The organism is Bacillus sp. EB V-12 (genome assembly GCF_056158125.1).
Genome location: NZ_JBUXJL010000003.1, coordinates 502,450 through 525,060, shown reverse-complemented (window position 1 = coordinate 525,060; position 22,611 = coordinate 502,450). Strand labels below are relative to the sequence as shown.

At 34.3% G+C, this 22,611-nt stretch carries 25 protein-coding genes and 1 pseudogene; 19 read left to right on the top strand and 7 right to left on the bottom strand.

The genetic code is table 11. The features are described from left to right. Window positions 1-45: 45 nt before the first annotated feature. From rsgA to ACZDYH_RS14230, 5 genes and pseudogenes are all read left to right on the top strand, one after another. On the top strand, window positions 46-1,095 hold the full coding sequence (gene rsgA, locus ACZDYH_RS14250; RefSeq protein ID WP_001073088.1) for a ribosome small subunit-dependent GTPase A: 1,050 nt from the start codon (window positions 46-48) through the stop codon (window positions 1,093-1,095). A 201-nt stretch (window positions 1,096-1,296) separates the two neighbouring features. Beyond that, window positions 1,297-2,337 (top strand): annotated as a pseudogene (locus ACZDYH_RS14245) (HAMP domain-containing protein); the annotation flags it as partial. After that, window positions 2,332-3,279, top strand: a complete 948-nt coding sequence (locus ACZDYH_RS14240) for a methyl-accepting chemotaxis protein (RefSeq protein WP_407707358.1) — start codon at window positions 2,332-2,334, stop codon at window positions 3,277-3,279. The pseudogene ACZDYH_RS14245 and the gene ACZDYH_RS14240, both read left to right, overlap by 6 nt. A 197-nt stretch (window positions 3,280-3,476) precedes the next feature. Continuing rightward, entirely contained in the window at window positions 3,477-3,782 is a 306-nt protein-coding gene (locus ACZDYH_RS14235; RefSeq protein WP_000539569.1) for a hypothetical protein, read from the top strand. A gap of 322 nt (window positions 3,783-4,104) precedes the next feature. After that, the gene (locus tag ACZDYH_RS14230; RefSeq protein ID WP_000965067.1) at window positions 4,105-4,470 is read left to right on the top strand and encodes a DUF3979 family protein; all 366 of its coding nucleotides are present in this window, start codon (window positions 4,105-4,107) and stop codon (window positions 4,468-4,470) included. A gap of 34 nt (window positions 4,471-4,504) precedes the next feature. Here ACZDYH_RS14230 and ACZDYH_RS14225 read toward each other — a convergent pair whose 3' ends face one another. Beyond that, on the bottom strand, window positions 4,505-5,545 hold the full coding sequence (locus ACZDYH_RS14225; protein ID WP_000370210.1) for a YkvI family membrane protein: 1,041 nt from the start codon (window positions 5,543-5,545) through the stop codon (window positions 4,505-4,507). A gap of 240 nt (window positions 5,546-5,785) precedes the next feature. On the opposite strand from ACZDYH_RS14225, the gene ACZDYH_RS14220 reads away from it, so the two are divergent. The 3 genes from ACZDYH_RS14220 (at window position 5,786) to ACZDYH_RS14210 (ending at window position 7,946) form a co-directional block, all read left to right on the top strand. After that, window positions 5,786-6,229 carry a Dps family protein gene (locus ACZDYH_RS14220; RefSeq protein ID WP_000105199.1) on the top strand — a complete coding sequence of 148 codons (444 nt, stop codon included), beginning with the start codon at window positions 5,786-5,788 and terminating at the stop codon, window positions 6,227-6,229. A gap of 103 nt (window positions 6,230-6,332) precedes the next feature. Then, window positions 6,333-6,788 carry a DUF3939 domain-containing protein gene (locus ACZDYH_RS14215; protein WP_000488210.1) on the top strand — a complete coding sequence of 152 codons (456 nt, stop codon included), beginning with the start codon at window positions 6,333-6,335 and terminating at the stop codon, window positions 6,786-6,788. A gap of 213 nt (window positions 6,789-7,001) precedes the next feature. Continuing rightward, a complete protein-coding gene (locus ACZDYH_RS14210; protein WP_000798313.1) occupies window positions 7,002-7,946 on the top strand; it encodes an alpha/beta hydrolase in 945 nt (314 codons plus the stop codon). A gap of 44 nt (window positions 7,947-7,990) precedes the next feature. Here ACZDYH_RS14210 and ACZDYH_RS14205 read toward each other — a convergent pair whose 3' ends face one another. Both ACZDYH_RS14205 and ACZDYH_RS14200 read right to left on the bottom strand, forming a co-directional pair. Beyond that, the gene (locus ACZDYH_RS14205) at window positions 7,991-8,992 is read right to left on the bottom strand and encodes an LLM class flavin-dependent oxidoreductase (RefSeq protein WP_474886437.1); all 1,002 of its coding nucleotides are present in this window, start codon (window positions 8,990-8,992) and stop codon (window positions 7,991-7,993) included. Between the two features lie 104 nt (window positions 8,993-9,096). Further along, window positions 9,097-9,288, bottom strand: coding sequence for a DUF3896 family protein (locus tag ACZDYH_RS14200; RefSeq protein ID WP_000683359.1), 192 nt, complete (start codon window positions 9,286-9,288; stop codon window positions 9,097-9,099). A gap of 177 nt (window positions 9,289-9,465) precedes the next feature. Between ACZDYH_RS14200 and ACZDYH_RS14195 the strand changes: the two genes are divergently transcribed. Both ACZDYH_RS14195 and ACZDYH_RS14190 read left to right on the top strand, forming a co-directional pair. Continuing rightward, window positions 9,466-10,929 (top strand): flavin monoamine oxidase family protein, encoded by a 1,464-nt coding sequence (locus ACZDYH_RS14195; protein WP_001168130.1) that lies wholly within the window; start codon window positions 9,466-9,468, stop codon window positions 10,927-10,929. 84 nt (window positions 10,930-11,013) lie between these two features. After that, on the top strand, window positions 11,014-11,598 hold the full coding sequence (locus ACZDYH_RS14190) for a GNAT family N-acetyltransferase (RefSeq protein ID WP_001068736.1): 585 nt from the start codon (window positions 11,014-11,016) through the stop codon (window positions 11,596-11,598). A gap of 24 nt (window positions 11,599-11,622) precedes the next feature. On the opposite strand, the gene ACZDYH_RS14185 is transcribed toward ACZDYH_RS14190, so the two are convergent. Further along, window positions 11,623-12,525, bottom strand: a complete 903-nt coding sequence (locus tag ACZDYH_RS14185; RefSeq protein WP_474886434.1) for an aldo/keto reductase — start codon at window positions 12,523-12,525, stop codon at window positions 11,623-11,625. A 164-nt stretch (window positions 12,526-12,689) separates the two neighbouring features. Here ACZDYH_RS14185 and ACZDYH_RS14180 point away from each other — a divergent pair, with 164 nt between their 5' ends. Beyond that, on the top strand, window positions 12,690-13,640 hold the full coding sequence (locus ACZDYH_RS14180) for a CobW family GTP-binding protein (protein ID WP_000613422.1): 951 nt from the start codon (window positions 12,690-12,692) through the stop codon (window positions 13,638-13,640). 112 nt (window positions 13,641-13,752) lie between these two features. Here the strand turns inward: ACZDYH_RS14180 and ACZDYH_RS14175 are convergent, their stop codons facing one another. After that, window positions 13,753-14,223: a GNAT family N-acetyltransferase gene (locus tag ACZDYH_RS14175; RefSeq protein WP_221839539.1), complete on the bottom strand. Its 471-nt coding sequence runs from the start codon at window positions 14,221-14,223 to the stop codon at window positions 13,753-13,755. Between the two features lie 138 nt (window positions 14,224-14,361). Continuing rightward, on the bottom strand, window positions 14,362-15,312 hold the full coding sequence (locus tag ACZDYH_RS14170) for a metal ABC transporter substrate-binding protein (protein ID WP_001126148.1): 951 nt from the start codon (window positions 15,310-15,312) through the stop codon (window positions 14,362-14,364). A gap of 265 nt (window positions 15,313-15,577) precedes the next feature. Here ACZDYH_RS14170 and ACZDYH_RS14165 point away from each other — a divergent pair, with 265 nt between their 5' ends. Continuing rightward, complete coding sequence (locus tag ACZDYH_RS14165; protein ID WP_000540932.1) at window positions 15,578-15,727, top strand: hypothetical protein; 150 nt, start codon at window positions 15,578-15,580, stop codon at window positions 15,725-15,727. Window positions 15,728-15,842: 115 nt separating this feature from the next. Continuing rightward, window positions 15,843-16,502: an oxidoreductase gene (locus tag ACZDYH_RS14160; RefSeq protein ID WP_001042733.1), complete on the top strand. Its 660-nt coding sequence runs from the start codon at window positions 15,843-15,845 to the stop codon at window positions 16,500-16,502. Between the two features lie 29 nt (window positions 16,503-16,531). Here ACZDYH_RS14160 and namA read toward each other — a convergent pair whose 3' ends face one another. Then, complete coding sequence (namA, locus tag ACZDYH_RS14155; protein ID WP_001086180.1) at window positions 16,532-17,569, bottom strand: NADPH dehydrogenase NamA; 1,038 nt, start codon at window positions 17,567-17,569, stop codon at window positions 16,532-16,534. Between the two features lie 133 nt (window positions 17,570-17,702). Between namA and ACZDYH_RS14150 the strand changes: the two genes are divergently transcribed. The 6 genes from ACZDYH_RS14150 (at window position 17,703) to ACZDYH_RS14125 (ending at window position 22,573) form a co-directional block, all read left to right on the top strand. Next, window positions 17,703-18,155, top strand: a complete 453-nt coding sequence (locus ACZDYH_RS14150; RefSeq protein ID WP_000283907.1) for a methylated-DNA--[protein]-cysteine S-methyltransferase — start codon at window positions 17,703-17,705, stop codon at window positions 18,153-18,155. Window positions 18,156-18,162: 7 nt separating this feature from the next. Then, window positions 18,163-19,167 carry a DUF2628 domain-containing protein gene (locus ACZDYH_RS14145; protein WP_002023926.1) on the top strand — a complete coding sequence of 335 codons (1,005 nt, stop codon included), beginning with the start codon at window positions 18,163-18,165 and terminating at the stop codon, window positions 19,165-19,167. A gap of 84 nt (window positions 19,168-19,251) precedes the next feature. Further along, window positions 19,252-20,913 (top strand): peptide ABC transporter substrate-binding protein, encoded by a 1,662-nt coding sequence (locus ACZDYH_RS14140; protein WP_000824278.1) that lies wholly within the window; start codon window positions 19,252-19,254, stop codon window positions 20,911-20,913. Between the two features lie 59 nt (window positions 20,914-20,972). After that, entirely contained in the window at window positions 20,973-21,389 is a 417-nt protein-coding gene (gene fosB, locus ACZDYH_RS14135) for a FosBx1 family fosfomycin resistance bacillithiol transferase (protein WP_000943774.1), read from the top strand. A gap of 13 nt (window positions 21,390-21,402) precedes the next feature. Next, window positions 21,403-21,948: a short-chain dehydrogenase gene (locus tag ACZDYH_RS14130; protein WP_400855422.1), complete on the top strand. Its 546-nt coding sequence runs from the start codon at window positions 21,403-21,405 to the stop codon at window positions 21,946-21,948. A 13-nt stretch (window positions 21,949-21,961) separates the two neighbouring features. Further along, window positions 21,962-22,573 (top strand): phosphoserine phosphatase 1, encoded by a 612-nt coding sequence (locus tag ACZDYH_RS14125; protein WP_000858832.1) that lies wholly within the window; start codon window positions 21,962-21,964, stop codon window positions 22,571-22,573. Window positions 22,574-22,611: the final 38 nt, after the last annotated feature.

Here is a 22,611-nt window from a genome sequence, read left to right as displayed (position 1 = left end):
AGCGCACTATCCTTCCACTTAGCTTACACTAGGGAGGATATCAATTTGAATCAAAATATTTTAGAATCGTATGGCTGGGATTCTTTTTTTGAGGAACAAGCTGTAGAGAACTTTGAAGTAGGGCGTATTTTACTTGAGCATAAGCATATATATCGAATTATTTGTAATGATGGTGAATATATGGCAGAACTGTCTGGGAAGTTTCGGCATGAAGCAGTTACGAAAGGCGATTATCCAGCAGTTGGTGATTGGGTGTATATAAAGAAAATAGAAGATGAAAAGAAAGCGATTATTCATCGTATTTTCCAGCGAAGAAGCTCTTTCTCAAGACAAGAGGCTGGAACAAGAACAGAAGAACAGATTATAGCAGCAAATGTAGATTATTTATTTTTAGTGAATGCACTTAATCATGATTTTAATGTTAGAAGGATGGAACGTTATTTATTATTAGCGTATGAAAGTGGCGCTATGCCAGTTATTGTTTTAACAAAGAGTAGTATATGTAATGATATAGAACAAAAAATTGTAGAAACGGAAGCTATAGCAATTGGTGTTCCTATTTTTGTTGTTGATAGTTTAGAGCATACAGGTATTGATTCGTTGAAACAATTCGTTTCTTCAGGGAAAACAATTGCTTTAGTTGGGTCATCAGGGGTAGGAAAGTCAACTTTGTTAAATGCGCTAATAGGAATTGAGGTAGCAAAAACGGGAGATATACGTGAGGAGGATAGTAGGGGAAGGCATACGACAACGCATCGAGAGTTATTTCAATTGCCAAGTGGCGCTCTCGTAATTGATACTCCCGGTATGAGGGAATTGCAACTTTGGGAAGGAAGCGAAGCGATTCAAACAACATTCTCTGATATTGAAGAACTTGCGACAACATGCCGTTTCCGTGATTGTAAGCATGAGAATGAACCAGGGTGCGCGGTGTATAGTGCAATTGAAAACGGACTTATTACGATAGATCGTTTGAAAAGCTATAAAAAATTACAAAGAGAACTGGCGTATTTTATAAGAAAACAAGATGCAATCCTTGCCAGAGCAGAGCGTGATAAGTGGAAAAAACTTTCTAAACAACATAAAAAAATGTAAAAACCAAAGGGTGCCCCTTTGGTTTTTTCTATTTGTAAATTTTATAATAATATTATTTATATATATAGACAAAGGGAAATTAATTGTTTAAACTTTACAAAGTATTCATCATAATAGGTTATGAAAATAATAATTAGGGATTGGGAAATATTCATAATTAACTCAATTTAACTTTTAAATTTGAAAATTAGGAGGTTCATAATGGGTAAACTATTAAATTTGTTTCGTGATATGAAAGTAGCAAAAAAGCTATTAATTTCATTCTTTGTAATTTTAATTGCGGCTGTGTCTATTATCGGAGGCATGTCTTATCAAACAGCCAAAAAGAATTTTGAATCGCAAATTAAGAGTAGTGCCAACGACAATATAAAAATACTGGATAATTTAATCAATCAAATGATTGATGCAAAATTTAATGATGTGAATAATTTTGCACGGGTGATTCAGGGGAATATGTATCAAGGAGATAATCAGGATGAATTAAGAAAAATGTTATCTCAATATATAAATTTAAATAAAGATATTGAACAAGTATATGTTGCCGGAAATGATAAAAAATTTGTACAAGAACCAAATATACAAATGGCAGCAGACTATGATCCAACAGAGCGTTCTTGGTATAAAGATGCGGTTGCAAAACAAGGTGGTATTGTTGTTACTGAGCCATATAAGGCAAAAGGAAATGGACATATTGTCGTAACAATCGCAAAACAAACAGAAGATAAAAATGGAGTTGTTGCGCTAGATTTAAGTTTAGATAATTTATTAAAAACATCAAAGTTAATTAATATTGGTAAAAAAGGATATGCCTTCATTTTAGATGGAAAGCAAAAAATAATTGCTCATCCACAAGAAAAATCAGGGGAAAAAGCGGCTGATTCTTGGGCAAAGAAAATTTATGAAGATAATCACGGTGCTTTTTCATATTCTTATGGCGGTAGTGAAAAGAATATGGTATTTGCTACAAATGTAAAAACAGGTTGGAAAATTGGTGGGACGATGTACTCAAGTGAAGTAATTGAAGCTGCTCAACCTGTATTTTATAATATGTTAATTGTTATGCTTATCTCATTAGTAGTAGGCGGGGCACTTATTTATTTTGTAACACTTTCAATTACGAAGCCTTTAAAGAGATTAGTTGTTACCTCTAAAGAAATAAGCGAAGGGGATTTAACGCAAACAATTGAAATTCATTCTAATGATGAAATCGGCCAACTTGCTAAAGGCTTTAATGAGATGACGAATTCGTTACGGACGTTAATTGGAAGAATTAACGATTCAGCTGGGCATGTTGCAGCGGCATCAGAAGAGCTAACTGCAAGTGTAAGGCAAGCGAGTGAAGCGACTGAGCAAATCACAATCGCAATGGATGAAATATCAAGTGGGGCAACGACGCAAACAACAAGCGTAGAAAATGGCGCTATGTTACTGTTTGATGTAACGGAAGGAATTCAACATGTAGCAAATAGTTCATCATCTATTAATACGGCTTCTGCACATACTCGTGAAAAAGCAGAAGATGGTGGGAAACTAGTAGGAAGAACAGTAAACCAGATGCAGTCTATTGCAGAATCGGTTTCACAATCAGATGCAGTTATACAATTACTAAATAATAAATCAAAACAAATTGGTGATATTTTAGAAGTAATTCAAAATATTGCAGATCAAACAAACCTTCTAGCTCTAAATGCGGCGATTGAAGCCGCAAGAGCCGGTGAGCATGGAAGAGGTTTCGCAATTGTTGCAGATGAAGTGCGTAAATTGGCAGAGCAGTCTAGCGTATCTTCTAGTGAAATTAGTAAATTAATATGTGAAATACAAGATGATATGGGTAAGACAGTCAAATCTATGAATCATGTAAATGAGGAAGTTCAATCTGGACTTGTTATCGCAAATGAAACGAAGCAAAACTTTGCTGAAATCTTACAATCTACAAATGAAATAGCTAATCAAATTAAGACGATGGTTGAAACGGCTAATGGAATGTCAAAAGGGGCAAATGAAGTATCTATTTCGGTAGGACAAATTGCAATGACAGCACAAAATAATGCGACAAGCACACAAAATGTTGCGGCTTCAGCTGAAGAACAGCTAGCTTCGATGGAGGAAATTGGATCTGCAGCAGGCACGTTATCTCAAATGGCTGAAGAGTTGCAAGGACTAATTGAGAGATTTAAAGTTTAATAGAGAACAGACTATCCCCTAGTAGCATTATGCCAATAGAGGGTAGTCTGTTTTATTGTGTAAAATCAAATGGAGATGTAAACTTCCTTTATGACGTTTAAAATGGTATTTTGCATAATGTTTGTCGAAAAATAGAGGTATTTGTTAGCTTTGTGTATAATTATTAACGTATAGAATACAAATAAAAGGAGAGTATTATGGGAGTGTATTGGGGGACAAAAAGACATTCTTGGCTTAGTTACGTCTCATTTTGGCTAAGTATTTCATTTTTTATTGTTTTTCTAATTGAAGTGTTTATATTAAAAACACTTTCGAATAGCTCGGTGCAAATTGTTAAATATTTTTATTTTATATTTGTACCAGTAAATATTTTTCTTAGTTTAAAGTTACTATTTAAGAAGAATGAAAAGAAAGCGTTACCTATTTTTAGTTTCATTGTCTCATTATTATTTGCAATTTTAATAATCGTATTAGTTTTAGCAGCTATAGGGAAGGTCTTTTGAGGGGAGTGGTATAAGTCACTCTCCTTTTTTATTTGTGGTAGTCTTACTATATGTAAAAGTGTGAATGCTGTGAACTAATAAAAGCAGAGAGTAGACAATATTTGCATGGATTAAAGTCTGTCGTTATTTGAACTTGTAAGAGTGTATGGAGTAATGAGGTAATATACATAATAATGGAGATAGAATTAGTTATTTTATAAGTATGTATGAAGCAAATGAATACGGTAAGAACGTTGATATATGGTACAATAGCTATGGATAGTGATAGAGATAAAGGGTATATAAAATACTCATCGTTTTTTAGTAAGAGAGGGGTTATCTTATGCTATACGAGGATTTGGAGACATTATTTCAAACAGCTCCGAAAGAAGATAGAGGCGGATGGAAATATATAATCCAAGAACAAAATAATACATTTAAAATTGTTGATGAAATACTGAAAAATCAAATGAGTGTCGAATTATATTTTAATGAATACGATGAGGTGAAAATCACTTTATATAAAGATGGAATTCCCATTACGACTATGCAAAGAATTGCGATTTCAAAAGTTGAATTAGACGAAGATGAAGAAGGTATTCACTTTGTTTTAGAGCGCATGCCTAGTCGAATGATTCGGTTGCAGTTAAAGCCATATTTAGCATTAGAAATGGGACCGTATTGGGAAGTATGTGATGATTGTGAATGAGCATAAAAAAGCATCCAATAACATGGATGCTTTTTTATGTTTTTTGAAGTTGTTTAAACGCAATGATTGGCAGTATAACAATACTTACCCATCCGATGATAGGATATAGAATGTGAAGTAAGTCACTGTAACCGATGTAGCTAAAGCAATAACTAATTAGTAAAATGAAGAAAATAATATTGTTATTTTTCCACCCAGTAATAGATTGCATCTGTTTTGTCATTCCGAACACATTACCAACTAAAGTTGTGAAAACTTCACCGAAAATAATGAGAACGAAAAAGAAGTGAAAAGTTGCATTAAATCTTCTTATGACTTCAGCCATTGGGATGTTATATTGGTAAAATTGATCGACTGATAAGATTGCTAAATGGCTGCATAATAAAATTAAAGAAAGTCCAGCACCACCTAAAATCCCACCCCAAAAAATAGCTTTTCGATCCTTTACTTCACTGGCTAATGGGACGAGAACACTTTGGGCGAGAGAAAGATTTAAGGCGACATATGTAATAGGGCTAGTAATCCATTTCATATTCCAGCTCTCTGCAGGAATAGTGTTGTTAATAGGAGTTGTACCGTGAAAAAAGGTTGTAATAGCAAGTCCGATAATAAAAATCATCATAATAGGTACGACAAGTGTATTTACTTCAAAAACACCTTGTAATCCGCGGCTACTTATAATGAGACAAGCGATAACTGTAATAAGAATACCGAGTTGTCTTGGTAAGCGAAGTTGCTCTTCAAATACTGCACCAGCCCCTGATAACATAACGCTCGTTACGCCGAATAAAACGAGTAATAATAATGTGTTTACAACATTCCCAAATACATCCCCAAATAAATATTTGTTAAATTCTTGCGCTGAAAATGCCCCGATTTGTGATGAAAGTAACATCATCTTTGTGCCAAGCCAAATAAAAAAAAATCCACTTACACATATGCCAATTGTCCCGTATAATCCATTCACTGTGAAAAATTCAACAATTTCTCGTCCAGTAGCAAATCCAGCTCCAACGACAGTTCCGATATAAGTAGCGGCTACTTTCTTTGCTACTTGCCATTGTTGATTGTCCATGTTATCCCTCTTTCTACTATGATGAGCTTGATGTACTATTATGCATATGTATGAGCTTGGACAATTAGACGTATGAAGTGTTTGAAAAAATACATGAATTTAATGATATTAGGGAAGCATTAAAGGTGTTAAAACTTTGTTACATATAAGCCAATTGTTCGAAAGGAAAGGGAATGTATGGTAAAATGTAATTAGGTTATTAAAAGATAAACATTACAAAATGATAAGAGGAGTGATTGTATGAGTACGAAAACAAATGTTGTTGAAGTATTAAACAAGCAGGTAGCAAACTGGAATGTGTTATATGTGAAACTACATAATTATCACTGGTATGTGACAGGGCCACACTTCTTTACATTACATGAGAAATTTGAAGAGTTTTATAATGAGGCTGGAACGTATATTGATGAGTTAGCAGAACGTATTTTAGCTTTAGAAGGTAAACCATTAGCGACAATGAAAGAATATCTCGCAACATCTAGTGTCAGCGAAGGGACAAGCAAAGAATCTGCAGAAGAAATGGTGCAAACATTAGTGAATGATTATTCTGCACTTATTCAAGAATTAAAAGAAGGTATGGAAGTTGCAGGTGAAGCTGGCGATGAAACATCAGCTGACATGCTGTTAGCAATTCATACAACATTAGAACAGCATGTATGGATGCTAAGTGCATTCTTAAAATAACGATAAATATAATAGAAACCCATTGAAAAATTATTTCAATGGGTTTTTTTATGATTTTTCAGTTTTCTTTTATGCTATAATATAGTAAAAAGGAGGCGATGCGATGTTTCGCTTTTTCAGAACTGGAAAAGAAGAGCGGGAAATTACGAAAGATGAATTAGAACAAGCGATGGCTCAGTTTTTAGAAACGAATGCTAATATCGTTTATACAGTATTAGTAAATGAAGATTATACAGTAAATTATGATTTGTTAAAACCGTATTTACCTGCATTTCCAACAAATGATTTTCTCATAACGAAGGAAACGCTTGAGGTATTTGAACATACAGCAGAAAATTTAAGCCTAGTGAAAGAAATTGATGTCGTACAAAAAGCAGTAGACCAATACGTAACAGAAAAAGAAATGTTCCCAATTGTTGAAGGTAGCGAAGATCGCCTCATATGCGGAATGAAGCTAGGACCTTACTTAAATCGTAGCTTAAAAAGAGACTTATATATTTCAGAAAAACATTATTTAGTTTCAAGTAAACCAGATAGAAAAAAACAAAAGAGCGGGTAGATGTAATGAAAACAACAATACATATATTGTTGTCTTTTTTTGTTTGTTAAAATATTGATTTTTCAGTCTATTATTATTTATACTAAATGTATTGGACAGGGAAGAGTAACTATTAAGCATCATTTTGAGAATAAGGTATTGTTAGCGTGGGTTATACAAAGTGGTATAAAGATTCGCAAAAAATATTATAAAAGGTTTCGGGGGAATTGGTACATGAAAAATAGCATGACTTACATTCAATTATTAAATGAAACGTTACGTTGTTATGCAAATAAAGGAAGTTTTGAAGCGTACAATTATATAATGGAAAACGCTACAGGTGTAATAGGGAATGAGGCGCAAATATATAATTTTAAGTATGCACTCGCAAGTGCATCGGGACTTGAAAAAGAAGCATTACATTTAATGAGAGAGGCCATTATAGAAAAGGGATTCTGGTATGGAAATGAGTATTTAATTTCCGACGAAGATTTAAAATCACTACATAAATTTGAAGAATTTCATACAATGGTGCAATTATGTAAAGAAAGAGAAGAATTAGCACATAAAAAGGAAAGACCAGATGTGAAATATATATACAGCAAGAAAGAGGGAAATCTACTACTTACATTGCACGGTGACCAAGAAAATATACAAATAGTAGAACCATATTGGAAATCTGTGTTGACACAAGATTATATGTTAGCTTTACCACAGTCTTCACAAATTGAGTTTTCAGATGGATTTGTTTGGGATGATATAGAGAGAGGAAAAGAGGAATTAAAAGAGCATTACAATAAGTTTATAGAAAATCATACAGTAGAAAGTGTAATCATTGGTGGTTTTTCTGCAGGGGCGAGAGTAGCTTTATATACGATTTTACAACAAGATATAAATGTAGATGGTTTTGTTTTTATGGCACCATGGCTTCCCGAGATTGAAGAATGGGATGAGTTGTTAAGAGTGCTGCAGGATAAACATATAAAAGGATATATAGTATGCGGGGATCAAGATGAAGATTGTTTCGAATCCACGCAGCAATTTGTACAACTATTAAGAGAGAAGAATATAGAACATAAGTATAAAGTTGTGCCTGACTTAGATCATGATTATCCTATTAACTTTGAAGAGCTATTAAAAGAAGCTATTGAATATATAGGAAATGAAAACAATAAGTAGTAAGAAAAAGAGATGCATCACATGTGATGCATCTCTTTTTAGAATTATAAATTAAAAGCATTTGCTAATAAGCGATAAGACTTTAATTTATGTTCAAATTGATGAGTAATCGTGACAATCATAAATTCGTCAGTATTGTATGCTTTGCTTAAGTTTATTATTTTTTCTTTTACAGAAGACGGATCACCAACAATCATACGTTGACGATTTTCTTTTATACGGAATAAATCATAAGCGCTGTATGAATAATTTTGAGCAGTTTCAATAGAAGGTGTACCAGTAGTTCGTTTTCCTTGCTCTAATAATAAGATTGATAAATCTAAACTAGAAGCATTTTTTTCCGCTTCTTCATTTGTTTCTCCGCATATAACAAAGATGGCAACGATTGAATTAGGCTTATCTCCTAAAAATGAAGGCTGATATTGTTCTTGGTAAGCCCTCATAACTTCAGGGCCTCCGAAGCCGTTAATAAATTGTGCAAATGCGAAAGAAGCTCCGTTGTTTGCAGCAATTTTAGCGCTCTCTCCGCTAGAACCGAGCATCCACATTTCAGGAGACGTTGGGATAACTGGAGTGGCTTTTAAGTTTGCATAGTGATGGTTTTCTGGTACTTGATCATGTAAGTACATTGCAACGTCTGCAATTTGTTCTGGATATTGATCAAGTGAGACCATTTTCCCTTCTTGAAGTGCGCGAGTTGCTATTGGCATACCACCAGGAGCTCTACCAACACCGAGATCGATGCGGTTCGGATACAATGCTTCTAGAACACGGAAATTCTCAGCAACTTTATATGGGCTATAATGCGGTAACATAACACCACCTGAACCGACTCTAATACGGTCCGTTTTTGCGGCAATATGAGAAATAAGTATTTCTGGACTTGAACCGGCTAAGCTTACGGAATTATGATGTTCGGATACCCAAAAACGTGTGAATCCGAGTTTTTCAACTTCTTGTGCAAGCGTAACTGTATGTGAAAAAGCTTGGGCTGCTGTGCTACCATCTGAAATAGGTGATTGGTCTAATACACTTAACTTGATCATAGAATATACCTCTCAATCTTAATGTACATCCTATTATATATTTACTTATGAAAAATGCGTAGTGAAATGCTCAAAATGAAAAGCGGATAATCTTATTTCCGCTTTTAACGAGAAAATCCGCGTTCATAATGATTCATTTCGACTAGATTTAAAATATATTCATAGTTGTCAATTTCACGTTTTAGTTGTTCACGTTCTTTTTCAGATAGTGTCATATTGCTAAGTTTTTTACATAAGTTTTGTTTCTTTAATTCTAAATGTTTTTTTGTAGCATCATAGTCATAGGTATGTTTCATTTTTAACCACTCCTTCTTTGTAGTTGCTATATTATACGAAGTATAAAGAAAAGTGAGATCTGTCTCTTATGTACTTTTAGTGAATATTCAAATTGCAATGGTGTTATGTTTATGGGGATGTATGAATAAAATGCACTAAACCACTAACGTCCATTTGATGAAGTAAGGGGTGGAATTGTGCAGAAAGATATAATGTATAACACTGAAATGGATGAAGCGTTAAAAGTTATAGATAAAGGATTGAATAAGACGACAAGCCCAAAACAGATTATTGTAGTGGGAGCTGGTATGGCTGGGTTAGTTTCAGCCTCTTTATTAAAGGCTGCAGGACATGATGTGAAAATTTTTGAAGCAAATAACCGGGTAGGTGGCCGTATAGAAACGGTTAGAATGGAAGATACCGGATTATATTTAGATGTTGGAGCAATGAGGATTCCATATTCGCATACATTAACGATGACATATATAAGAAAATTTGGGCTACAGGTGAGACCTTTTATTAATAGGAATGAGACGGATATTATATACGTAAATGGACGGAAAACGACGTTAAAACAATATGAAAAAGATCCAAGTATTCTAAGATATCCTGTGGAAATGAATGAAGTTGGAAAAACGTCAGAGGAATTATTATTGTTAGCGGTACAGCCCATTATAAATTTTATAAAAAAGAACCCAGAAAAAAATTGGGACGTTGTAGTAAAGGATTTTGGAAGATACTCTACTGGGCAATTTTTAAAGTATCATCCTTATCAGTATAATACTTACTTTTCGCCAGTAACAATTGAGATGATTGGTGTTCTATTAGATTTAGAAGGTTTTTTGGAACGATCGTTTGTAGAGACTTTACGCTTTCTATACATTATGCAAGAGGAGAGCGGATTTTGTGAAATTGTGGGCGGGAACGATAGATTGCCAAAGTCATTTTTACCGCAATTAGAAGAGAATATTATATATAATCAAAAATTAATGAAGCTACATCAACACGATAATGGTGTGACAGCTTTCTATCGGAACGAGGAAACTTTTGAATATAGTAGTATTACAGGAGATTTAGTTATTGTTACCATTCCGTTTTCGACAATGCGTTTTGTAGAAGTAGATCCGTTTGATTCTATATCTCATGAAAAATGGAAAGCAATTCGTGAATTACATTATATGCCTGCGACGAAAATAGGAATTCAATTTAAAAGCCGATTTTGGGAAGAACAAGGACAATTAGGCGGCAGAATTATAACAGATTTGCCAATTCGTTATGCCTATTATCCAAGTTATGGAATTGGGCAGAAAGGACCGGCTATGATGTTAGGTAGCTATACATGGTCTTATGACGCGTTGTTATGGGATGGTTTATCAAAAGGTGATCGTATTTATTACGCATTACACAACTTAGCAACAATATTAGGTGGTCAAGTGTATGATGAGTTCATATCTGGAATATCAAAAAGCTGGACATTGGATCCGTATGCGCTTGGAGGATTTGCACTTTTTCAAGCAGGTCAAGAATCTGAGTTGCAACCAGCGATTGTCAAACCAGAGGGGAGAATATTCTTCGCTGGAGATCATACAACGCTATATCACGGATGGATTCAAGGTGCGATTGAATCTGGAATTCGTGTAGCGGTGGAAGTGAATGAGTAAAAGGTTTTCAATTCAGAAAATTCTTTACTATATAACTTGAGATGGATATTATTATATATAAAAGAAATATAGGGAGTGTTTACAGTGAATCCGTTATTATTCGATTTTCCTTCTGAATTTTATACTGACAGGCTTTTTATTCGAATGCCGAAACCAGGAGATGGTAAAGTTGTATATGATGCAATTCAGGCTTCAATAGAAGAACTAAAACCTTGGATGGTGTTTGCACAAAAAGAGCAAACAGAGCAAGAAGTAGAAGAAAGTATTAGAAAATCACATATTCAATTTTTGCAACGTGAGGATTTAAGATTACTAGTATTTTCGAAAGAAACAGGTGAATTTATTGCTTCAGCCGGATTACATCGTATTAATTGGGATATACCTCAATTTGAAATCGGATATTGGATTGATACAAGGTTTAGCGGAAAAGGCTATATGGTAGAGGCTGCGAAAGGTATAACGGATTACGCTTTTTCTGAATTGAAAGCAAACCGTGTAGAAATTCGTTGTGATTCTTTAAATAAGAAGAGTAGAGCGATACCTGAGAAATTAGGTTTTAAGTTAGAAGGTACGTTAGAAAGTGCGAGTGTTGCGGTAGATGGAAACGGATTAAGGGATATGTGTGTATTTGCCATGACTAGAAATACATATGAAAAAGAAGAGCTGTAAGAAAATAGCTCTTCTTTTTATGCATTATGGTACAGGATATCCATTAGAGCTTTCGAAAATTGTAAACCATTGTTGACGGTCTAAGTTAACTTTTGTAGCAAGAGCGGCAGTTTTTACGCGATCTAATTTACCAGAGCCAACGATTGGCATCATATTAGCTGGATGAGCAAGTAACCAAGCATACATAACCGTATCGATATTAGAAACACCTAGCTCAGTAGCAACTTTTTGCACAGTTTCGCGTACACGTACAGCACGTTCTGATTGACCAGTAAAGATCTCACCACCAGCAAGAGGTGACCAAATCATTGGATTGATTCGTTTTTCTTGGCATAAGTCAATTGTTCCTTTTTCAAAATGCTCAAGCTGCAATGCAGAAACTTCAATTTGGTTCGTAATAAGTGGAAAATCTAAGTACGAATTTAACATATTAAATTGTGAAGGTAAGAAGTTAGATACACCGAAGTGACGAACTTTTCCTTCTTGTTTTAATTGTGAAAATGCCTTTGCCACTTCATTTGGATCCATAAAAGGATCGGGACGATGAATAAGTAATACGTCAATATAATCTGTATGTAAATTGTTAAGTGATGCTTCTACACTTTGCATAATATGCTCTGTACTAGTATTGTAGTGAGGGACATATCGTTCTGGAAATTTCGGTGATGGGGGAGCGATTCCACACTTTGTAATAATTTGCATGTTTTCTCGTAAGGAAGGCTTTAATTGTAAAGCTTCGCCAAATAACCCTTCACACGTATATGCGCCGTAAATATCAGCGTGATCAAAAGTAGTAATTCCCATATCCATACAATCTTCAATGAAAGAAAGTAATTCTTGTTTTGTCATATTCCATTCTGCTAAACGCCAAAATCCTTGAATAATACGAGAAAATTCTAGCGTTTCAGCCATTTGAACTCGCTCCATTATAAGTACCCCCTTGATGAATAATAATGTTTTGAAAAGGCTTTCTTACTACATATTATTATATAGTTAATTAGGTGTACAGACAATAAATATGTTTTGCTACAAAAATGATTTTCTCTATATGTTATAATGTAGAAACATATAGCTATAAGGAGATGTACGAAATGATTCCAGTAACAATATTAACTGGTTTTCTTGGATCGGGGAAAACGACATTATTAAATCGTATTTTATCAGAAAATCACGGTAAGAAATTAGCGGTGATTGTAAATGAAATAGGGCAAATTGGCATTGATAATCAGTTGATTATGAATGTGGAAGAAGAAATTATGGAAATGACAAATGGCTGTTTATGCTGTACTGTACGTGAAGACTTACTTGTTGCTTTAAAACAGTTATTGGACGTAAAAGCAGAAGGGAAAATGGATTTTGATGGTTTAGTAATTGAAACGACTGGCCTTGCAAATCCAGGCCCGATTATTCAAACATTCTTTTTAGATCCAGTCATCCAATCTGCTTACCAAATTAACGGTGTTGTAACGGTGGTAGATAGTTATCATATACATAAACATTTTGAAAAAGGATTAGAAGCAAAAGAGCAAATTGCGTTTGCTGATGTTGTTTTAGTAAATAAATTAGATTTAATTGAAGAGAATGAGAAAGAAAATCTCTTGCATGAAATTCAAGGAATTAACCCGACTGCAAAGTTAATTGAGGCGACTAACTGTGAGGTAGATATACCATCTTTATTACAAATCCAAACGTTTAAAACGAAAGATACGTTGCAAATTTACCCTCATAAAGAACATAACCACTTAGAAGGTGTGAAATCATTTGTATTACGTGAAGAACGTCCGCTGGATTTACAAAAGCTTAATGAGTGGATGTCAGCTGTCGTGCAAGAGCTAGGGGAATATTTATATCGTTACAAAGGAATTTTATCGATAGACGGAGTAGATAAACGTATCGTTTTCCAAGGTGTACATACGTTATTTGCTGCTTCGTACGATAGAGAGTGGCAAGAGGGCGAAGAGCGAGTAAGTGAAGTAGTTTTTATCGGAAGAGATATTAATAAAGAGTGGTTCCAAGAACATTTCGAGGAGTGTGTGAAATAAGTCTGCGTAAATTGTAGGCTTATTTTTTATGAGTATTCTATTAGATTGCAAAACAGAATTAAATAAGGGAAAGAAACTAAAAATTGATGACTGTATAATAAAAAGCCTGTTTTCACAGGCTTGTATTTTCGTCTATTAGTAACTCCATTACAACACCTACAACTGGACCTTCATCATCAATATCCCCATTTAAGCGGAAACCAAATGATTCATACAGTCCCATTGCAAGTTTGTTGTCTGGATGTAAACTTAAGTAAATTATTTTACATTCAAATTTTTCTTGTAAGAATTGAATAAGTAAGCGAAGGAAACGTTTTGCGTATCCTTTTCCTTGATATTGTTGGTCAATCATAAAGCGATCGAGCCATACACTTTTATGTTTTACTGAATACCATCCATACATTGCGTATCCTACAAGTGTTTCGCCATCATATAAACCTACTGACGTTCCGTTTCCTTCATATAATGATTCTGCTAAAGAAAACGCGTTACTTTCAATAAATTGTTGCTGATCTTTTGTGACGTCTAAAGCAACTACTGAACGCCAATTTTTTGCTGTTACTTCACAAATGTGAAGATTCATAATTCCAACTCACCTTCTAAATTAATATAGCTTTCAAGCTAATATGGATAATTTTACTTGTTATTTTGGCCAAGTCAAGGATAAATACATAAAAAGGCAGCTGAATAACAGATTCAGCTGCCTAGAAAATATAATGGATTAGTTTGTTGCTTCTTTCAATGTATTTACGTTTTCTTCCATTAAAGTGAAGTAATCTTTATTATTTTTTGCATCATCTTCAGAAATAGTAGCTAAGTGATTTAAGCGTAAAACTTTTGTACCAGTTTCTTTTTGAATTACGGATGCTACTTTTGGAGTAGAGAACGTTTCGAATAAAATATATTTTAGATTATGTTCTTTTACTGTTTTTGTAATGTCAGCAAGCTGCTTTTGAGATGGTTCATCAGAAGCTGAAATTCCAGCGATAGGAATTTGTTTTAGGCCGTATCGTTGTTCCCAGTAACCATAGGCAGCATGAGAAACTAAAATTTCTTTCGTTTTTGCGTTCGCTACAGCTGCCTTAAATCCATCGTCTAAATCAGTAAATTTAGTTTGAAGTGCTGCAAAGTTTTTTTCGAATTCTTTTTTATGTTCAGGTTGTAATTCTACAAGTGCATTTTTAATTTTTTCTGCTTGTTTCATTGCTAGAGTAGGATCTAACCAAACATGTGGGTCTTTATCGTGATGATGTTCATCTTCTTTATGGCCATCTCCATGGTCATGATGCTCTTCTTCAGTAGAAGCACGAAGCTCAATACCTTTAGATGCATTTACAATTTTAACATTTTCTTTTTGTAATGTTTTTTCCATTTTTTCAGCAAATGGTTCTAATTCAGCGCCGTTATAAACAAATAAATCGGCTTTTGCAACTTGTACTGTTTGTTTTTGACTTGGTTCAAATGTATGTGAATCTGCACCAGGTGGGTAAATTGCTTCAACATTTACATAGTCGCCACCAATTTTCTTTGCGAAATCAGCAAGTGGGAAAATCGTTGTATAAACTGTTAGCTTTCCATCTTTCTTGGCATTACTTTCTTTTTTATTTGAGCAGCCAGCGAAAATTAAGGTAAAAATAAGTAAGAATGAAAATATAGTCAATCTTTTAGGCATGAAGTTCTCCTCTTTTCTTTTTTACGGATATATTTTCCCCAATTATAGAAGAAAAATATCATTTTAATACAAAACGGAATAATTACGTTTTAGTTTGCGAACTTAGTATAATACATCTTTAATAAAGTTGCAATAAATAATAATCATTCCGATTTGTTTTTGTTATAAATTTGTCAAATATAGGTGTATTATTTTTGCAAATGCATGCATATGTGACAACGCTGTTTTCATATATTGAAAAGGAGGTAAAGAGGGGGATGAGCGCTTGGGTTACTTAATGGAAGCTATTTTATTAATATTAGCGGTAGTATTGCCATTATCTTTCGTATTAATTTTTTTAAGAAGATTAATAAGTAATTTAGGGGACGCTACAACAATAACGAAATTACAAGAGAGAGATGAGAAAAAAGAGTGAGTAAAACACTATGCGTACGCATAGTGTTTTACTTGTGGTAAAATAAGAGCAGGAAACTCCTAAAGGTTGTATTTTACTGAAGGAGAGAAAAGTAAAATAAGAGGTATATGTATATATGAATAAGCGAACAGCGTTAATACTTGGTGCAAGTGGTTTAGTTGGACAAGAGATAACGCGTCTATTACTTGAATCAGATTACTACGATTCGGTTACTATTTTTGTAAGAGAGCCAATGCAATTGCAACATGAGAAGTTACAGCAGAAACAAGTTGATTTTTTGGTATTAGAGGAATATAAAGAGTTCTTTGCTGTGGATGATGTTTTTAGTTGCTTAGGAACAACAATAAAAAAAGCAAAAACAAAAGCAAATTTTAAAAAAGTAGATTATGAATATACGTTACGAGCTGCTTGTTTAGCTGAAAAACAAGGGGTACAAAATTTTCTTGTCGTGTCTTCTATGGGAGCGAATCCTAAATCATTTTTCTTTTATTCACAAGTGAAAGGGAAAATGGAAGAAGAATTGCAAAAGTTAGTGATCGGTGGTATTCACATTTTTAGACCATCATTATTAGTAGGAAATCGACAAGAATTTCGTTTCGGCGAACAAATGGCTGAAAAGTTATCTCGTATTATTCCTTTTATCTTTAAAGGGGCTTTCAAAAAGTATAAACCAATTTCAGCTAAAGATGTGGCGAAAGGGATGTATATAACCGCGCTGCGAGAAGAATCGGGTATCCATACTTATAATTCAAATGAAATTACAACGATAGAATAAATAAAACCGAGAAGAATGACTTCTCGGTTTTATTTATTCGTATGAATTTTCCCTGGCGCTCGCTCATATTGATACGGTTCTTCTAACTCAAAGCCAAGTTCATTGGCGGCTATTCGTGGAAAGTAAGGATTGCGAAGTAACTCACGTCCGATAAAAATTAAATCTGCTTCGTTATTGTTTAAAATTTGCTCTGCTTGTACTCCGGTCGTAATCAATCCAACTGCACCAGTTGCAATGTTAGCATGCTCTTTAATATGTTTAGCATATTGTACTTGATACCCAGGATAAACATCGATGCTTGCAGGGACAACAGCTCCAGAGCTACAATCGATTAAATCTACTCCTTGTTCTTTCATCCATTTTGTATACTGAACATAATCTTGAACTGTTAACCCTTCAGGATGATAATCATTTGCTGAAATACGGACAAATAACGGTCCGTTCCAAACTTCATTTATCGAGTCAATGATTTCGCGTAAGAAACGATAGCAGTTTTCAGGTGAGCCGCCGTATTCATCCGTCCGTTTATTAGTAAGTGGTGATAGGAATTCATTGATAAGGTAACCGTGAGCGCCATGTATTTCAATAACATCAAATCCAGCTTGTTTTGATCGTACTGCAGCTTGCTGAAAAGCTAATACAGTATTTTTAATTTGGTGTTTGCTCATTTCTATTGGCATTTTCATTGTTTCATTAAATGGAATGGCTGAAGGAGCTAACGCATCTGTTTCTAATTCTGCTTTTCTTCCGGCGTGAGCGAGTTGAATGGCAGCTTTTGCGCCGTTATCATGTATAAAAGTAGTCGTTTTATGTAAGCCTTCAATTAGGTTGTCATCCCAAATACCTAAGTCTTTGTTAGAAATTCGTCCTTCAGCTAACACCGCAGTTGCTTCAACCATAACTAAACCTACTTGGCCAGCAGCGCGAGTTCCATAATGAATGAGATGAAAATTCGTAACGCTGCCATCCTCATTCCCCGAGGAATACATACACATAGGCGACATAACGATACGATTTTTTAGTGTAACGTTCTTAATTGTATAAGGTGAAAAAAGCTTGGAATTCATCAAATAGCCTCCTTGATTGAATTTTCTTATATTTTACCATTCTCTTTTTTGTTTCTCTAATAAAACGCTTATACGAAAAATTTTGTATATTCGTGTTACAATGACTAATATGAACTGAATTGGAGGATGGCATATGTACCAGGCTTATTATGAAAGCGAATTAGGTTTGCTTGAAATTACAGCGAATCAAGAAGGAATTACGTCTGTTATATTTGTTGATGAACGACAAGAAGAAAATAAAAATGAAATGATAGAACAATGTATAAATGAGTTAGATGAATATTTTAAAGGGAAAAGAAAAGAGTTTACGGTCCCGCTGTCTGCGGAGGGAACAGCATTTCAAAAAAATGTATGGGATGCACTTTATACTATTCCATACGGCGTAAGTGCTTCATATTTAGATATTGCAGAGAAAGTTGGAAATATAAAAGCTGTACGGGCAATAGGAGGGGCAAATAGTCGGAATCCAATTTCAATAATTGTTCCATGTCACCGTGTAATAGGAAAGAGTGGAAAGCTTGTTGGATATGCTGGTGGTTTATGGAGGAAAGAGTGGTTATTAAAACACGAAGGTATTTTGAAATGACGTATGGATGGGAAGAGGGATTGTTTTGAAATGTATAAATTGTGGGCAACCTTGCGAGGAGGAACAGTTAAATTGTGCAAGTTGTCAGCGAAACTTGGATAATGAACAAGAGGAAGGTAGCTCGTTAATAGATAAAGAACTGGAAGTATATGTAGGGAGACAATATCCGTATTACAAAAGGAAATGGGATCTTGAGAATAAGCGGATTGCTAGGTGGAGCTGGAATGGTTGGGCTGCTATTTTCAATATAGGCTGGCTAGGATATCGTAAGTATTATGTACCAGCTGCTTTATTTATGTTGTTATTAGTAGCGTGTGATGCATTTTCGTATTATATGGGATTTAATGTAGCGTTGCCAATCATTAATATGGTGCCTCTTACGTTTTTATTACTCATTTTTATTCTGTTTGGAATGGGGATTTTTGCAAATGGATTATACTATCAATTTGCGGAAAGACGTATATACCGAATAAAAGCAAGAGAAATAAAAGATAAATCAGTTGAAAACTATCTAATCAATGATAGCGGCGGAACGAGCAAAATGGGAGCGACAATTGTTACTATTTTAGCAGTTGCTAGCATATTTTTTAGTCATTTCTTTTTTCCGACTGATCGAGACGTTATTCAAAAGGTTCGTACAAGCTCGCTTTATGAATATCCTTTCTTTTCAATAGGTGAATCTTTCGAAAATTATTTTCAAAATTCAGGTTGGATATATTATCGTGGAACGGAAGGGTTAGAATTAGTAGAATTCCAAGGATATAACACCGGAACGCCAAGACAAAAGGTGAAGATTCAATTTGTTGTCGATTATAAATTAGGTGAAGTGGAACCATACTCACTTATGGTTAATGGTGAATCTAAAACTGAAGAAGAGTTTTTAAAGCTGATGGAAGAAATATTTAAAGTTCAAAATCCATTTGATATAGAGGATGGATTACAAGTAAATGCTATTCAAGAAAGCGGCTGGAAAGAAATTTCCGATCGCTTTTTTCTATGTTTGTTAAAATAAATATTTAAAATAATCAGAATCTTTTGTATAATGAAATATATTATATAGGATTTAACTTATACATATAGATTGGGGGAAGGAAGAATGAAGAGAAAGACAACAACAATTGCTGCACTTGCGTTAACGACAAGTGTATTGGTTGCAGGATGTGGGAATGGTGAGAAGGCTTCGACAACGAAGAAAGAATCGAATAAGGGAATGGCCGATAAACAAGTTTTAAATTTGCTAGAAACAGCTGAAATTCCTTCAATGGATACATCTAAATCAACGGATTCTGTATCTTTCCGTGTATTTGTAAATGCAATGGAAGGTTTATATCGTCTAGATAAAGATAATAAACCAACACCAGGTATGGCAAAAGATGTGAAGATTAGTGAAGATAAAAAGACATATACATTTGAATTACGTGATGCGAAATGGTCAAATGGTGATCCAGTTCGAGCACAAGATTTTGTATATGCATGGCAACGTACATTAGATAAAGCATTAGCGGCAGAATATGCATTCATTTTATTTGATGTGAAAAATGCACAGAAAGTAAATAAAGGTGAATTACCAGCAGATCAATTGGGTGTTAAAGCGAAGGATGATAAAACGTTGGTAGTAGAATTAGAGCAACCAGCACCTTATTTTCTTGAGCTTACGTCGTTCCCTACATTTTTCCCATTAAATGAAAAATATGTGAAAGAGCAAGGAGATAAATACGGATTAGAAGCAGATAAATTAGTATATAATGGACCATTTACAATGAGTCAATGGAAACATGAACAAAATTATCAGTTGAAGAAAAATCCTAATTATTGGGATAAAGATACTGTAAAATTAGACGAAATTAATGTAAGTATTGTGAAGGAAACAAGCACGGGAGTAAATTTATATGATAGTGATCAAGCAGATCGAGTTATTTTAACTTCTGAATTTGTTGATAAATATAAAAAGAATAAGCCAGATGAATTTAAAACGAAGTTAGATCCACGCATATATTTCTTGCGTTTTAACCAAAAAAATGCAACATTTAAAAACCAAAAAGTACGTGAAGCGATTGATTTAGCATACGATAAAAAAGGAATTGCTGATGTCATTTTAAATGACGGTTCATTGCCAGCATATTTCTTAGTACCTGAAAAATTCACGACAGGTCCGGATGGAAAAGATTTCCGCTCTGTAAATAAAAACTTCCGTGATAGTAAAGATAATGCAGAGAAAGCAAAAAAATTATGGGAAGAAGCGAAGAAAGAGCTTGGTCAAGATACAATTACGGTTGAATTACTAAACGATGATAACGGTAGCCGGAAAAAAGTAGGCGACTTTATTAAGGAAGAACTAGAGAAGAACTTGCCTGGTATTAAAGTAAATTTGAAACAGCAACCATACAAGCAGAAGCTAGATTTAGAAAAGAAATTCCAATACGAATTCTCATTATCTGCATGGAGCCCTGATTATCCGGATCCAATGACTTATATTGATATGTTTGTTACTGGAAGCTCATTTAATGAAATGGATTATTCTAATCCGAAGTATGATGATTTAGTAGCGAAATCAAAAGGAGAGCTATTAAAAGATGATAAAGCACGCTGGAATGCACTTGCGGAAGCTGAAAAAATCTTAATTGGTCAAGACGCAGCAATTTCTCCTACGTACCAACAAAGTACAGCTTATTTAGAGAAGCCGTTTGTAAAAGGCATTGCTAACCATACGTTTGGCGGGGACTTCAGTTATAAATGGGCATATATTACAAAAAAATAGTATAATGAAAGGTGAGTGAATTTTCGCTCATCTTTTATTTGTATAAGGAGGAATTATAGTTGTTAAGGGGAATCAATCATATTTGTTTTTCGGTATCTAATTTAGAAAACTCTATTATGTTTTATGAAAAAGTATTAGAAGGAGAATTATTAGTTAAAGGAAGAAAATTGGCTTATTTTAACATATGTGGAGTATGGATAGCGCTTAATGAAGAGACGCATATTTCGAGAAATGAGATTCATCAATCTTATACGCACATTGCATTTTCTGTTGAACAAGAAGACTTTAAATGTCTAATACAGCGATTAGAAGAAAATGATGTTCATATTTTACAAGGAAGAGAACGTGATGTAAGAGATTGCGAATCTATATACTTTGTTGATCCTGACGGTCATAAATTTGAGTTTCACTCAGGGACACTGCAAGACCGTTTAAATTATTATAGAGATGAGAAACCTCATATGACATTTTATTAGGGAGGGATAGCATTTGCATGCACTTGTAATTGGTGGAACAGGAATGCTAAAGAAAGTTTCTATGTGGTTTTGTGAGAAAGGATTTTATGTTTCTATTATCGGGCGAGATGAAGTGAAATTAGAAAATGTTAAGCGAATGAGTTCTGCACCAGAAAATATTACATGCCTTTCGTTAGATTATCATAATGATGAAGATGTAAAGCTAGCTATTAAAAGTACAATTGAGAAAAATGGCCCAATCACATTAGTTGTTGCATGGGTACACACAAGTGCAAAGCATGTACTATCAAATATTTGTAAAGAACTAGATTTGTCGTCTAAAACATATAGTTTATTTCATATTTTAGGTAGTAAAGCATCACGTATGCCTGCACAAAAAATAGGGAGTACGCGATGGATTTATCATAGAATTATTTTAGGTTTTATTTTAGAAGATACATATGGAAGATGGCTTACTCATGAAGAGATAGCTGATGGAGTTATAAAAGGGATTGAAAGTAAACGAGCGGAGTGGATTGTAGGGAGAGTTGAACCGTGGGAATTACGACCAACATGGTGAGGGGGAGTAAGAAATGAAAACAACTATATATGTAACAAGGCATGGTGAAACAGAGTGGAATGTAGCGAAGCGAATGCAGGGACGGAAAAATTCTGCTTTAACTGAAAATGGTATAGTTCAGGCGAAACAATTAGGGAATCGAATGAAAGATTTACCAATCCATGCGATCTATAGTAGTCCGAGCGAAAGAACACTTCATACGGCAGAGTTAATAAAGGGGGAACGTGATATACCCATTATAGCGGATGAGCATTTCTATGAAATCAACATGGGTATATGGGAAGGACAAACAATCGCGGATATAGAAAACCAATTTCCAGAAGAAGTGCATCTGTTTTGGAATGAGCCACATCTTTTTCAGTCAACATCAGGCGAAAATTTTGAGGCCGTTTATGAAAGAGTAATTGAAGGGATGCAGCTTCTTTTAGAGAAGCATAAAGGACAAAACATATTGATTGTTTCTCATGCGGCAGCAGCAAAATTACTTGTAGGGCATTTCGCGGGAATTGAAATAGAAAATGTGTGGGATGATCCATTTATGCATAGTGCCAGTTTGAGCATAATAGAATTTGAAGAGGGTATTGGTAAAGTGAAACAATTTGCAGATATAAGTCACTTTCAATAAATGTAAAAAAGGCCGCAAAACGGCCTTTTTTGGGTGGT